The following is a 13,866-nucleotide window of genomic DNA, read 5'->3' as shown; positions in this document are numbered from 1 at the left end:
CCGCGTCGAGGCCGATCCCATGGACCTTGAGCCCGTTCGTCGCGTAGGCGAAGGGCGCCTGGAGCTACCTGGCGTAACGCTTGGCCTGCTCAATGCCCTCGTCGACGTTGATGGGCGTCTGTCTTAACTCCACCACCGCGATAGGCGGGCCCGGCCGGGAGTTTGAGCGTGGTGGGCGCGTAGTTGCACTCCCCGCCCGACCTGCCTCCGGCGGCCATGATCTTCCCGTCCGCGACGGTGCACTCGCCAACCATCCCGCCCTGGTCCCATCTCGACCGCTTCAGCAAATCCTCAATGAGTTTTCATTCTCACTGACGGAAAGACCCGCAGGTCACAGCCGGTTCTCACGCGACATGATCGAGCCTGGCAAAGCATCCCATTGCATAACAAAATTCCGACGCGCCATACCTTTCACTGCGCTTAAACTTGTTTTGTTGATGCGATGTTGATTACCGTGTGACCACGTGAGGGACGCCGCCTCCTGATCTGTTCTGGTGCAGCGAGCCGTACAAGGGGATCATCTTGGCCAACCTCGATCGCGAGGCGATGCGGGCCGTGGCGGAACGGATCCAGCGGCTTTCGGACGAGCACTGGTGGGCGCTCGATCCTTCCTGCCGCCTGATGGAGAACGACGCATGGGTGGGTCCCACGGGCGCCCGGTTCGACTCCCAGGTCCACGCCGATCGGCGGGAGTTGCAGGACATGCTCACGCAGGCCGTACACAGCGCAAACCAGAAGTTGGCTTCCCTTCCGGACAAGCCATGACGGAGTTCACCGGAGTGAAGCCGTCCGAATTCGACGCGATGGCGGGAAAGCACACCGAGGCCGCCAGGCGGCTGGAGGAGCTGGCGCAGGCCCTTCACAGCGAATTGCAGGGCGCCGGGCTCGACACTTCTCCGGCGGCTCGGCTGCGGCAGTTGGCCGGACGTGTTACCACACAGGCCGAGGACCTGCGGCGGCGGCAGAAACTGGTTCACGAGCTGCAGCGGCAGAAGGTCACCTTCGGCATGAGTACGGCCGTCGGAAGCTTCCTTGAGATGCCCGATGGCCTGGAGGCCGCCAAGGGCCTGCTGGACGGAACGTTGGCTGGTCGCGCCGCGCTGAACGCCGCAGATGGGAACGCCAAGGCGCTGGTCGAGCTGAAGAAATACGCGGCGCGGACCGGAGACTCCGAGTTCGTCAAGGCGTTCCTGGGCACGCTGGGCGCCCAGGGCGTGACGCGGCTGCCTGGCTCTCTCGCCGCGCGGTTGCGCGACGCCGGGACCCACGGGGACTCCGATCTCCTGGCCCAGCTCTCCGGCCAGGGCAAGGACGCTCTGCGCATGCTGAGCGCGGCTCTGGCCAGGGGAACCGATCCGAAGAATCCCGCGTACATGGGCGCCGAATTCCTCAAGGACTTGGTGAGGGAGGGCCGGGCCCAGCAGAAGTCCGGCGACACGAAGTACACGGGTTACCAGGCTCAGGCGCTCATCTGGCGTGCCCACGACGGGAAGCCGCCGTACTCGAAGGAGTTCATGGAGGTCGTCGGGCGTGACGTGATCGTCTACGAATTCGAGCAGCGTAAGGATGAATGGGCAGCGAGTAAGGACCTGCTGGGCCGGATGTTCGCGGGAGCCCAGGTTCCCATAGTCGACCTAGCGGGCGCGCTCGGCCTTGGCACCATGCTGAGGCCGGGAACGCATGCGGGCAATCCAGGCGCGAAGGCCTCATCGTTGGTGGACGATCTTTTCCATGCAGCAAAGTCCAGCCGGGAGGCGTCCCATGCTCTGCTGGACCAGACCCCGGCCGGGTGGAAGGAATCCGTGCTGCACTATCTGCTGACGACACGGTGGGGTTCCTCTCGCTATCTGGGCGACTACGCGCCGTTCAATGACCTGCTGGTGACGGCGACGACCGGCCGGGACGAGACCTCCCAGAGGCTGGCGGCCGAGATGATGAAGACCGTCGCCGACGAGGTCCGCCCTGCCTTCGGCAAAGGGGAGAACGGAAATCTGGAGATAAAGAACAGAGAGACGTTCGATCGTTTCGCTCCCCTGAGCTACCCCCTGGCCCGCGCGATCGCGGCCAACATCGACCAGTTCTCTAAGCTCCTCGTGAACCATGAGGCCTTTGGCAACGTCGCGGCTAAAGACCTGACCTATGCGCTGGTGCTGGCCGCCTCCCACGACGCCGGGTTTGAGGCGCTGGTGAGAGCACAGACTGAACATATGCGAGCGGCGCTGGACACCGTGGCTCCAGTCGGCCTCAACGCTTCCAATGCCGAGCGGCTCGGTTTCACGAAGGCCGACGTCAAGAAGTTCGACTTCGACAAAAATGGGCGGGTCGACACGGCTGACATCAAGCAGTTCCTAGTGGACCGCACCGTGGAGGAGGCGCTTCCCTTCACTTTCATCGTGGAGACTCGCCGCCAAGCGCTGATCGCCCAAGGGCTGGACGACAAGAAGGCGGACGAGTCGCTGAAGACCATGGTGGGCGATGCGATTGGGCTGCTCCCGGTGCCAGGCGCCAAGCAGGTGGGCCAATTGGCCACCGGCGCCTTCAGCGAACTGATCGGCAAGGAGTACGACAGGCTCGCCGGGGCTGCGCGTGACGAGATCGCCAACCGGGTCGCCCAGCAGATGTCCGAACACCGGCGAGGCTTGGATGACACGTATCGCACACTGGCGGACAACCGGTTGGCGGTGGAGAGGCTGGCGGAGCAGATGGTCGCCACAGCCATGCTGAACAAGGGACTGCTTGACGGGCTCGATATGAAGGATCGGGTGTTCGCGACCGGAACCCCGCCGACGCTCAAACCCTTCGCCGAGATGACTTCGAAGGAATACAGCCAGTTCCTCGCGTGGACTCGCACAACCGGAGGGAGTAGCGACCTGCACGATCGCTTCAAAAACACCTTTCGCAGTACCAGCGAGGTGGACGACTATCTCGGCCTCGAGACCCCACCCTCTGGAGATGGCAAGTGAGGCATTCTCGTCTGCCCGTCGCTCTGGTTGCTCTCGCTTTGCTCACTGCAGCCTGCACTCCGTCAAACGACATCATCTCCACACCCGCCCCAGCCCCTCAACCTGTCGCGGATTCCGCACCATACGTCTGCAAACTCATCCCCGAGCAGGCATTTCGCGTTGTCACTGGTGTGAGTGGACCTCTCGCGGAGAAAACCGACGGCAATGAGAAGAACGGCGACTGCTGGGCTCCTGATACGAACCCTAGGCCTCTGGACGTGAGATGGATGCAGGAGAGCCCCGGGATGCCCCGAGAGCATCTGGACCTCTTGCTGGATGACAGGCGCCAGGTATACACAAGGCACGGCGGGGTCCCGCTCCCTAGCGATCTCGGCGACGGCTTGGCCGCGCACCTGCCGAATGCATCAGTCCCCGACCAGCCGTTCCAAGTGAGCGCGAAGTTTAGCTGCGACGGCAAGGACCGATTGATCGACATCGGCCTGGCCCAAGTCGCCAAAGGCAGGGACGCGATCAAAGACCTGACCGAACTCATGCGCATCGCCCAAACCCGCTACGGCCACCTGTACAACTGCACTCCTGGCGCCTAGCAAGCGGCATCGCCGCCAAAATCCAGCCAGCCCGTTGCGTCCCAGAGTGCCCCACTCACGACACATTCACTTGAGCCCAAAATCGGACTCAGATGCATCTCTGCCACACCGCGATGAATAAAACCACACCCGAGATTCCGAGGACCGTGCGTCATCGACAGTAACTCTTTGCGACGATGTGCTCACACAAAGTGGTCTCGGCCATCAGGGTCGGGATTCCTTCCAGCTACCGAAAAGGTAGAAAAGGTAGGGGTACATGAACGAAGAGGCGGAGAGCCGCGACGCGAAACGCCGCGCGGCAGCCGTCGAAGCAACAGCGCGTTCCCGTAATGGGGCCTATCGCGGCCCTCGCGCGCGGCGTCAACATGCGAGCCTCCCGACAAACGGCTGCCCATGCGTGGAAGGCATACACACCGCCATCGCCTCAACGGCGGTCGCCGTTGCCCGGATAAGAGTTGAAATCGCCAGCATCAAGGCGGAGACGTCCCAGGACTTCGCAGCTCTCGGAGACGAGATCGCCGGCCTTCGCCGGCACACCCTCGAGCAGCTCACATCCGCTCAGGAGCAGATGGTGGGCAGACTCGACTCGCTGCACCGCAGAATGACCGACGTGGGGCGCACACTCGATCGGCTGCTGGACAAGGACGGCGCCTAGCGACGAATAGGCCCTGAGTCGTTCGGGAAATGACAAAGGGTGTTGAGGATCAGATAGACCTCAACACCCTGATCACTGACCTGTACATGACAATCGACGACTGGCTCGGCCCTTCACCGTGGATCGGAGCAGCGCCACAACTGAGCGAGGCCGAGTCGCTGGCTCCAGGACCCGCGCGTCAGCGCGACGCGCGGTTGACCGCGGAGATGATCGCCCCGGGCGAGGCCGACGTGGTGACTGCGTCCACGCCGACGTCCCACAGCGCTACCCGGCCCAGTTATCCGGCCAAGGTCGCGTGATGAGGCGACTAGCTGGCAAAGCCCGCGATGAGCCCGATGGTCAGGGCGGTGCGCTCGGGGATGTATTCGATGATGGCATGCTCCCCCCGCGAGTGGGATCCCGCTCCGACCGGACCGAGTCCGTCGAGGACGGGCCGCCCCAGGGCTGAGATGAAGTTGGCGTCGCTGGCCCCGCCGACGCCCGCCTCGCGGAGGTCCCAGCCGTGCTCGATCGCCACCTTGTACGTCCTGGCGTACAGGTCCTGGGAGGCGGGGTTGGGTGTCATGGGCGGCCGGTTCCATTCGCCGGAGAGCGTCACGGAGACCCGAGGGTCGGGGGCGCGCAGCGAGGTGAGTGCGGCGTCCACCCGGGCCATCTCGGCCGGGTCGGAAACGCGTACGTCGATGCCGCAGGTTGCCTGACCTGCGGTGACGTTAGTGCCGGTGCCGCCGCTGACCAGGCCGACGTTGACCGTCGTGCCGAGCGAGGGGGCGCCCAGGGCGGCGATCTGGGTGATCAGGTCGGCCATGGCGTGGATGGCGCTGGCACCGGCGGTGGGATCGAGGCCGGCATGGGCCTCGATCCCGGTGACGGACACCTGGAAGATGCCGACGCCCTTGCGGGAGGTTTTGACCGCGCCGTCTATGGCACCCTCGAAGACCAGGCTGGCCAGCGCCCCGGCGCTGGCAGCCTCGATGCGGGCGCGGGAGGCCGGGCTGCCGATCTCCTCGTCGCCGTTGAACAGCAGGCGGACCGTGGGATGCGGCAGGCCCAGCTCGCGCAGCCCGCGTACCGCCCAGACCGCCTGGACGAGGCCCGTCTTCATGTCGAAGACGCCGGGTGCGCTGATGACGCCGTCGGTGATCTGCCACGGCCAGTCGGCGAGGGTGCCGACCGGCCACACGGTGTCGTAGTGGCCGACCAGCAGGACGAAGCCGGGGGCGGTGCCCTGGTAGGTCAGTTCCAGCACGTCGCCGTACTGGCCGCCGTCGTGACGGGTGAACTCGTCCGGCTCCCCGGCGCGGTCCACCGCCCAGCGGAAGATCGCGTCGAGTGCCCCGTCCAGGAGCTGTTTGTCGCTGCTCGGGCTTTCCAGCTCGACGAGCATACGCAGATCGTCGAGCATGGAGGGGAGCGCCTGGCGGGTCCACACGGGAGCCGGTGTCACTAAAGGATCCTTTCGCTAAGAGTGAGGAGAGTTAGGAGGGGACGCCGGGGCCCAGCGGGATGCCGAGTGCCCACCAGGCCAGGAAGAACAGTGTCCAGACCACGAGCATGATCAGGCACAGCGGCATGGTGAGGGCGATCAGCGTGCCGATGCCGGCTGATTTGCGGTAGCGCTGGATGAAGCCGAGGACCAGCACGAAGTAGGGGCTCATCGGGCTGAGGGCGTTGGTGCAGGAGTCGGCGATGCGGTAGACCGCCTGGGTGGCCTCCGGCGAGATCTTCAGCAGCATCAGCATCGGCACGAAGACCGGGCCGACCAGCGCCCACTGGGCGGAGCCGCTGGTGATCAGCAGGTTGATGAAGGTGACGATGATCAGGATGCCGACAAAGATCATCGGGCCGTTGATCCCGGCGGATTTCAGCAGGTCCGCGCCGTTGATGGCGACGATCGTGCCGATGCCGGTCCACTTGAAGTAGGCCAGGAACTGGGAGATGGCGAAGAACAGCACGAGGACCGGCGCCATCTCGCGCATGCCCTCGGCCATGAACGTGGGCACGTCGTTGCCGCTCTTGATGGTGCCGGCGACGCGGCCGTACACGATGCCGACGAGGCAGAAGGCGACGCCGAGCATGACGGAGATCGCGTTCAGCAGCGGGCCGGTGACCAGGCTGCCGCCCTCGCCGCGGAGCGGGGAGTCGGCCGGGATGATGGACAGCGCGATCAGCGCGGCGATCACCAGCAGCGCGACGCCGGACCAGCGCAGCCCGCGCCGCTCCTTGTCGGACAGTTCCAGCGCGCCGAGGTCGCCCACTTCGGCGTCCTCGTCGATCGGCATGCTCGCCGCCCGCTTGGTGAGGATCGTCTCCGTCACCACGGTGATGACGATGGACAGCACGACCGACGAGCCGATGGAGAAGAAGTAGTTGGCCAGCGGGGTGACGGTGTAGCTCGGGTCGATGGTGTGCGCGGCGTCGGTGGTGATGCCACCCAGGATGACGTCGAGCGGGGTGACCACCGGGCTGGCGTCGAAGCCAGCCGCGACCGAGACGAACGCGACCACGACGCCGACGATCGGACTGCGGCCGACCGCGTAGAAGGCCAGGCCGCCCAGCGGGATCAGCACGATGTACGCCGAGTCGGCGGCCACGTGGGAGACCATGCCGGTGAAGGCGAGTGCGAAGGTGACCCACCGGGCCGGCACGCGGGAGACGCCCCGGCGCAGGACCGCCGAGAGCAACCCAGCTCTGTCGGCCACCGCGACGCCGAGCATGACCACCAGGATCGTGCCCAGTGGGGGGAAGGTGGTGAAGCTCTTGATGGCGTCGCCGAGCATCAGCGTGACGCCCTCGCTCGACAACAGGTTCTTCACCGCGACGGTCGTCTTGTCGGCGGGGTTGACCGCCGACACTCCGGCCGCCGACAGGATCCAGCTCAGCGCCATGAGCACGACGCTCAGGATGATGAAGAGCCAGAACGGATGAGGCAGCTTATTACCGGCGCGTTCGACGCTGTTCAGCACGCGCATGGTCACGTTTAAGGCACGTGATTCTTTCTCAGCGGAGACGGTCGTCATGGAGACCCGGTCATCCTTTCTTGGTCGTTTCGCCTGAGGCACAGACCGAACGCGAAAGATGCCCCGTCTCTTTATTGCGAGTCCGCACCTGCGGGCCATACTTTAACGGCGGCAGGATCATCTCGCAATAGCTGATTGTCAAGGATGTCTCACCAGTTGAGAGCAGGTAAAAAGGCATGCGAAAGCGCCCGAACGATGTCGGGTGTCAAATGAATTTCGACAAACTTAAGACGCCTATAACATTCAGCCGACAAGCCAGCGGCTGAGATAGAAAGCGACAATTCCGACTGCTGTCACGAGCAGGAACCTTTTCGACACCAGACCCACGGCGAAGGTGACCGCTCCGCCTATCAGATAAGGGTTCGTCAGGGTCAGCTCGACGCCGTTCCCCGAGGGCGCGAGAACGGCCGGGAACACCAGTGCGGCCAGCACGGCCGGCGGCGTGTACCTGAGCAGCGTCTCCGCCAGCGGTGGCATCTCCCTGTCGGCGAAGAGGGCCAGCGGCAGGTAGCGCGGCAGGAAACTGCACAACCCCATGCCGAGGATCAGCAGCGCCATGCTCATCGGGCGATCTCCTTCGTCCTCGTCTTCGCCGCGTACTCGCACGCGGCCCCCACCACCGCTCCCACCACCGCGGCCAGCACGACGCCGAGGTTGTACGGCAGGCCCCGCGCCAGCATCACGGTCACCCCCGCGGCGCAGATGGCCGCGGCCACGCGCCAGTTCGCCAGCCCGATCGCGAGCATGGCGATGAACATGGCGGTCACCGGGAAGTCCAGTCCGAGCCCCCGCACGTCCGGGACGGCCGAGCCGAGGGACATGCCGATCGCCGTGCACAGCATCCAGGTGACGTACAGCAGTGAGGACGCCCCGAGGAAGAACATGTGCTTGTTGTGGGTGAGCTCGCCCTTCCTCAGCCGTTCGATCGCCACGAAGAAGACCTCGTCGATCAGCCCGAACCCGAGCAGCACCCGCCACCGCTGGGGCACTTCCTTGATGTACGGGATCAGGATGGTGGAGTAGAGGAGCATCCGGAGCCCCAGGATGAGCGTGGTGAGGATGATCGCGGCCCAGCCCGTGCCGCCGGCGATGAGGGCGAAGCCGACGAACTGGGCGGTGCCGGAGTTCACGGCCATCGCCAGGCCCAGGGTCGCCCAGCCGGAGAGCCCGCTCGACAGTCCGAGTACGCCTCCGGCGATGCCCATGGGAATGGCCGAGGCGAGGAACGGCACCATGCTCCTCGCTCCGGCGAGGTACTGCTGGCCGGGGGTCAACGGTGTGACCGCCTGGGGGGTGTTCGTGGTGGTCATGTCAGTGCGCTTCGCTCCGTTGATCTTCCGTAAATGAAACCGGCTGGTCTTTCGTACGTGGTGCCAACCCGTGCAGCAGTGTGGCCACCGCGTCCGGGGCCGTCCGGCAGAAGTAGTGGCCGAAGGGCCCGAGCTCCACGAGCCGCGGCCGATCGGCGAACAGCGACCAGTCCTCGTACCTCCGCCGGTGGTCAGGGGTCAGCGGATCGTCCGAGGCATGGACGACCGTGAGCGGCGCGCGCAGCCTGGCCACGGGCCCTCGCTCGGCCGCCGCCAGCAGATAGCCGTTGGCCGAGCCGGAGTCGTGCCGGAACGTCCTGGTGACGAAGGCCGCCTGCTCGGGTGAGAGCACGTCGAGCCCGGAGTACCCGGTCGCCTCGACGAGCCAGCGCACGATGTCCTCATCCGTCATCGCGTCCACCCGCTCCATGGACTCGCGAGTGGTCCGGGCGTCGTGCAGCAGCTTTCCGGCCACGAAGACGTGGAGCGGCGCGATTCCGGCCGCTTCCATCAGGCGTGCGGTCTCGATGGCCAGAGCCGAGCCGACGCAGTGGCCCCAGAGGACCACGGGCCGGTCGGCGAGACCGCGGATCTCTTCCACCACCCGCCGCGCCGCCTCCTCGATGGGCAGGAAGGGCTCGTCCGGATGGCCGGGGTCGTGGCCCGGCAGCTCCACGCCATAGACGGCCACGTCGGCGCCCGCCTTGTCGAGGGCGGTGGCCAGCGGCTCGAAGTTGACGGCGTTGCCGGCCGCGTAGGGAAAGCACACGAGGACGGACCGGGCTCGGTCGGGGTCGGCCGACAGCGAGCGAAGCAGACCGAGGTCGGGGTCGGCCGACAGCGAGCGAAGACGAGCCTCGGCCACCTCACACAGCGGTCCCAGGGTGGAGTTGCGCATCAGGTCGGTGAGCGACACGAGCCCCTCCAGCTCCATGACCACCCGCATGGCCGACAGCGAGCTGCCGCCGAGCTCGAAGAAGTTGCCGTCGAGGGTGATCTGCTCCAGCGGCACGTCGAGCACCCTGGACCACACCTCCGCGATGCGCGGTCCCACCGCTCCGGTGGGACGACGGCTGGGGCGAGGGCCGGGGTGACGGCTGGGGTGACGGCCCGTCTCCCCTGCGGCACTCCGCTCTTCGGAACGGTGAAACGTCAGGCTTCGGGGTGCCTGGAACAACTCAAGGCCGCCGGGCATGCGGCGTCCGTACACACCTGTGGTGGGGATCGTGGTCCCGTTGGCGATCAGCACGATCCGCCCCGGCGTGGCGAAGGGCACCCGCAGGCCGTGTTCGTCGACGACCCGCGCCCGATAATGGTCTGCCAGCTTCGGCAGGACACTCTCGCTCTGTTCCATCGTGATCAGCGCCGCGCTCTCCTCGCCGGGCAGCAGATCGGCGAGGTGATGGAGGGCGGCCGGATCGGCTGTCATCTGCTCGAACGCGGCGATGTAGTACGCCCCCATCCGCGCCACCTGCCAGGGCTCGAAGAGGTGGGCGTGGTAGTGCAGGCTGAGCCGTACCTCGTCGGTGATGAAGTGCCGGGAGAATTCGGCACGCAGCACGAACTCCGTCTCCGAGTTGGCCCGCACGTCGAGCAGGGAGAAGCCGTCGAGCGCCTCCAACTCCCTGAGCAGATAGAAGTGCGTGAAGTTGAAGGCCGTCTCGAACAGCGCCTGTTGTGTCCCCAGGTCGTGCTTCATCCGCGCCATCGGGTATCGCCGCGCGGGAAGCAGTTCGACCTCGGCCCGGTAGACGTCGCGCACGAGGCTCTCCCAGGAGCCCTCGCCCGTGCGCACCCGGAAGGGCACCGTGTTGAGGAACAGGCCGATCGAGCGGGTGGCGCCCTCCGCCTCGGGCCGGCCGCTGTGCTCGTACCCGGTCATGACGTCGCGCTCGCCGGTGATCAGGGAGAGGACCTTGACGTGCGCGGCCATCGCGACGTTCTTGACCGGCACGGACAGCGCCCCGGCCAGCGCCACGATCCGGTCGGACAGGCCGCGCGGGAACTCCACCTCGTGGAACACGACGGGGAAGACGTCCGGCGACGCCGATTCCCTCGTGCGGGGCACCTCGGCGAAGGTGCTGCCTTCGAGCACGCCCGCCCAGTAGGAACGGTGGCCCTCGTCGGCGAGGGAGCGGCGCTCCAGTGAGACGTAGTCGCGCGCGTACCCGTCCGGCTCCACCTCCGGCAGCGGCCGTCCGTCGAGCAGCCGGTAGTAGGCGTCGAACAGCGTGGTGTGCACCAGGGTGATGCTCCAGCCGTCCAGCGCGGAGTTGTGCTGGCTGAGCGTGTAGCGGAACAGGTCGTCGCCGAGCACGTGCACGTGCAACCGGACGAGACCGGGCTCGGTCCAGACGAAGCGATGAGCCTTCTCCCGCTCCGCCCATACGTGGTACCAGGCGTCCTGTTCGTCCTCGTTCATTCCGCGCAGGTCGGCGATGTACAGCGGTGCCGGCGCGTCCTCGTGGACGACTTGCAGGTACTCGCTGTAGCCGGTGAGGTGGTAGCTGGTACGGAAGATCGGGTTCGCGGCGACGATGTGCCGGACGGCCCGCTCGAAGCAGCCGGCGTCGAACGAGCTCTGGATCGTGTAGCTGATGATGTCGTGATATTCGACTGTGTTGTGTGACAGTTCGCTCTGAAAGACCAGTCCCGCCTGGAGCTGCGTCATCGGATAGGCGTCGACCACCCCGGCCGGGATCTTCGCCCGGTCCTCGGGCGTCAGCAGCTCGAACGGCCCGAGCGGGCGCGTCGCCTGATCCGCGTCCCGCGCGAGAGCGACCAGACTCGCGATGGTCGGATTCTCGAAGAGCTGCTGGAAGGTGAAGTCGAGGCCGCACGCGCGTGCCCTGGCCAGCACGGTGACGAAGTGGATCGAGTTGCCGCCGAGCGCGAAGAAGTTGTCGTGCACACCGACCGATGCGACGCCGAGCACCTCGGCCCAGACGCGGGCCAGGTCCGCCTCCTGCGGCGTGCGCGGGGCGACGTGGTCCACCGCGCGGGCAGGTTCGCCGGGGTCGGGAAGCGCGCGGCGGTCCAGCTTGCCACTCGGACTGAGCGGGAACGCGGCGAGCGTGACGAGGCGGGCGGGGACCATGTACTCCGGTAGCGTGCGCCTCAGGTGCTCCTTGAGCTCATCCTCGGGCAGGGGCTCGGCTGCCACGACGTAACCGCACAGATGATCCTGTCCCCGGGGGATGACGACGGCGTCCCTCACGGCGGCGTGCTGCCGCAGCCGCTCCTCGATCTCACCCGGTTCGATGCGGTATCCCCGCAGCTTGACCTGGTGGTCGATGCGGCCCAGGTACTCGATGCCGCCGTCGGCCAGCCTGCGGGCCAGGTCCCCCGTACGGTAGACGCGCTCCTCGCCCGCTTGGGGCGCGGCGACGAAGCGTTCGGCCGTCAGTTCGGGGCGACACAGGTATCCGCGGGCCAGCTGGACCCCGGCGACGCACAGCTCCCCCGGGACGCCGACGGGCTGGGGTCGCAGGTCCGCGTCGAGCACGTGGACGCGCGTGTTGTCGACCGGCCGCCCGATCGGCACCATGTTCTCGCGGCCGTGGCAGGCGTAGTGGGTGACGTCGACGGCCGCCTCGGTGGGCCCGTACAGGTTGATCAGCCGGCAACCCGTGACCACTTCGTGGAAGCGTCGCACGTGGTGGGCCGCCAGCGCCTCGCCGCTGGCGAACACCTGCCGCAAGGTGCCCAGCCGCCACTGCTCACCCGTTCCCGCGACGAAGTCGAGGAAGGCCCCGAGCATGGACGGCACGAAGTGCATCGTGGTGACGCCGTGCCGCTCGACCGCCGCGGTCAGCGCCTCCGGTTCCCGCTCCGCGCCGGGCTCGGGCAGGCACACCGACGCCCCCGCGAACGTCCACCAGAACAGCTCCCACACCGAGACGTCGAACGACGTGGGCGTCTTCTGCATGATGACGTCCGTGGAGCCGATCGGGTACGCCTTCTGCATCCAGCCGATGCGGTTGACCACCGACCGGTGCTCGATCCGCACGCCCTTGGGAGCACCGGTCGAACCCGAGGTGTAGATGACATACGCGAGGTCGCGGGCGCCGCCCTCGACCGGCGGCGTGCTCACCTCCTGCGCGTAGGCCCCCTCGTCCATGAGGTCCAGGACGGCGACGCCGTCGCCGACCAGCTCCTGGTGGCGGGGCTGGGTGAGGACGAGGCGGGCGGCGCTGTCATGGAGGATGTACGCGATGCGGTCGCGCGGGTTGCCCGGGTCGATCGGCAGGTACGCGCCCCCCGCCTTCAGCACGGCGTAGACGGCGACGAGCATCTCCGGCGAGCGATCCGCCAGCACGGCCACGAGGTCGTCGCGGCCCACTCCGCGGGCGCGCAGCGTGTGCGCCAGGCGATTGGCGCGCGCGTTCAGCTCGGCGTACGTGAGCAGGAAGCCGTCGCCCACCACGGCCACGGCGTCAGGGGTCGCGGTGACCTGGCGGCTGAACAGCTCGTCGAGCCGCACCGTGTCCTCGAAGGCGGCGTCCGTGTCGTTCGCCTCGTCGATCAGCGCCAGATCGTCGTCGGACCGCAGGTCGAAGGCGGCCATCGCCGTGTCGGGCGAGGCGGTGGCCTGGTCGAGCAGCATCACGCAGTGCGTGAGAAGCCGCCGGGCGGCGCCGGGGCCGTGCGTGCCGGTCCGGTGCCGCAGTTCCAGAGACAGCCCGGCCTGCCCGCGTACGAAGGCGAAGGCGAGCGGGAAGCCGGGCCGCCCGGCGGGATCCGCCTCGTCGCGTACCGCGTCCACGAGCACGTCGGCGAAAGGGTCGTCCCCCTCCGCCGCCGCGGTCCCGAACTCGGCGGCGAGCAGCTCAAGAGGGTAGTCCTGGTGTTCGATCGCGGCCCGCAGCCGGTCCCCGACCTCGCCCAGCAGCCCGCGCAGCGTGGTGTCCCGGGTGACCGGCAGCCGCAGCACCAGCGAGGAGGCCAGCGGCGCTGGACTGCCGGGCACGGGGACGGGAGCGGTGGCCAGCACGGACTCCTCGCCGCCGCCGTAACGCTGGAGCAACGCGCCTATCACGGCGATCAGCACGGAACGCAGGGCGATGTCCTGGCCTCGGGCCAGCTTGCCGAGTCTGGCGGTCAGTTCGGGGCCGAGGTCGAGCGCGGTCACCGCGCGCGCCGCCTCCCCTGCCGAGCCACCGTGCGTGTCGGACGGGAAGCCGGGCGGAGTGTCGGACTGGACGTCGGACGGGAAGCTGGTGCGCTCGGGCAGCGCCGCGAGCTGGGCGCGCCAGAACGCCCCCTCGCGGCGACGCTTCGCGGCCGCGACCTTGAGCCTGCCCAGGGTCTCGATGGACTGCATGGCCCCTC

10 protein-coding genes are annotated in these 13,866 nt (G+C 67.3%); 5 read left to right on the top strand and 5 right to left on the bottom strand.

All coding sequences use genetic code 11. From position 1 onward, the window contains the following. Positions 1-522: 522 nt before the first annotated feature. The 5 genes from ACIBO2_RS40125 (at position 523) to ACIBO2_RS40105 (ending at position 4,504) form a co-directional block, all read left to right on the top strand. Entirely contained in the window at positions 523-765 is a 243-nt protein-coding gene (locus ACIBO2_RS40125; RefSeq protein WP_393478448.1) for a hypothetical protein, read from the top strand. Further along, positions 762-2,963 (top strand): hypothetical protein, encoded by a 2,202-nt coding sequence (locus ACIBO2_RS40120; protein WP_397303721.1) that lies wholly within the window; start codon positions 762-764, stop codon positions 2,961-2,963. Before ACIBO2_RS40125 ends, ACIBO2_RS40120 begins: the two co-directional genes overlap by 4 nt. Before the next feature lie 428 nt (positions 2,964-3,391). Then, positions 3,392-3,550 carry a hypothetical protein gene (locus ACIBO2_RS40115; RefSeq protein ID WP_397303720.1) on the top strand — a complete coding sequence of 53 codons (159 nt, stop codon included), beginning with the start codon at positions 3,392-3,394 and terminating at the stop codon, positions 3,548-3,550. Between the two features lie 256 nt (positions 3,551-3,806). Further along, on the top strand, positions 3,807-4,205 hold the full coding sequence (locus tag ACIBO2_RS40110; RefSeq protein ID WP_397303718.1) for a hypothetical protein: 399 nt from the start codon (positions 3,807-3,809) through the stop codon (positions 4,203-4,205). 29 nt (positions 4,206-4,234) lie between these two features. Beyond that, positions 4,235-4,504 (top strand): hypothetical protein, encoded by a 270-nt coding sequence (locus ACIBO2_RS40105; RefSeq protein WP_397303717.1) that lies wholly within the window; start codon positions 4,235-4,237, stop codon positions 4,502-4,504. Between the two features lie 8 nt (positions 4,505-4,512). On the opposite strand, the gene ACIBO2_RS40100 is transcribed toward ACIBO2_RS40105, so the two are convergent. The 5 genes from ACIBO2_RS40100 to ACIBO2_RS40080 form a co-directional block, all read right to left on the bottom strand. Then, the gene (locus tag ACIBO2_RS40100; protein WP_397303715.1) at positions 4,513-5,652 is read right to left on the bottom strand and encodes a M20 family metallopeptidase; all 1,140 of its coding nucleotides are present in this window, start codon (positions 5,650-5,652) and stop codon (positions 4,513-4,515) included. Between the two features lie 31 nt (positions 5,653-5,683). After that, on the bottom strand, positions 5,684-7,225 hold the full coding sequence (locus tag ACIBO2_RS40095) for an AbgT family transporter (protein ID WP_397303713.1): 1,542 nt from the start codon (positions 7,223-7,225) through the stop codon (positions 5,684-5,686). A 243-nt stretch (positions 7,226-7,468) separates the two neighbouring features. After that, positions 7,469-7,789, bottom strand: coding sequence for an AzlD domain-containing protein (locus tag ACIBO2_RS40090; protein WP_358174246.1), 321 nt, complete (start codon positions 7,787-7,789; stop codon positions 7,469-7,471). After that, positions 7,786-8,535, bottom strand: a complete 750-nt coding sequence (locus tag ACIBO2_RS40085) for an AzlC family ABC transporter permease (RefSeq protein WP_358535610.1) — start codon at positions 8,533-8,535, stop codon at positions 7,786-7,788. Before ACIBO2_RS40085 ends, ACIBO2_RS40090 begins: the two co-directional genes overlap by 4 nt. A gap of 1 nt (position 8,536) precedes the next feature. Next, a complete protein-coding gene (locus tag ACIBO2_RS40080; RefSeq protein WP_397303710.1) occupies positions 8,537-13,858 on the bottom strand; it encodes an amino acid adenylation domain-containing protein in 5,322 nt (1,773 codons plus the stop codon). Between the last annotated feature and the right edge of the window lie 8 nt (positions 13,859-13,866).

This window comes from Nonomuraea sp. NPDC050022 (assembly GCF_044460705.1).
In the GTDB taxonomy this organism is placed as follows: Bacteria; Actinomycetota; Actinomycetes; order Streptosporangiales; family Streptosporangiaceae; genus Nonomuraea.
This window is presented reverse-complemented; position numbering and strand designations above follow the sequence as displayed.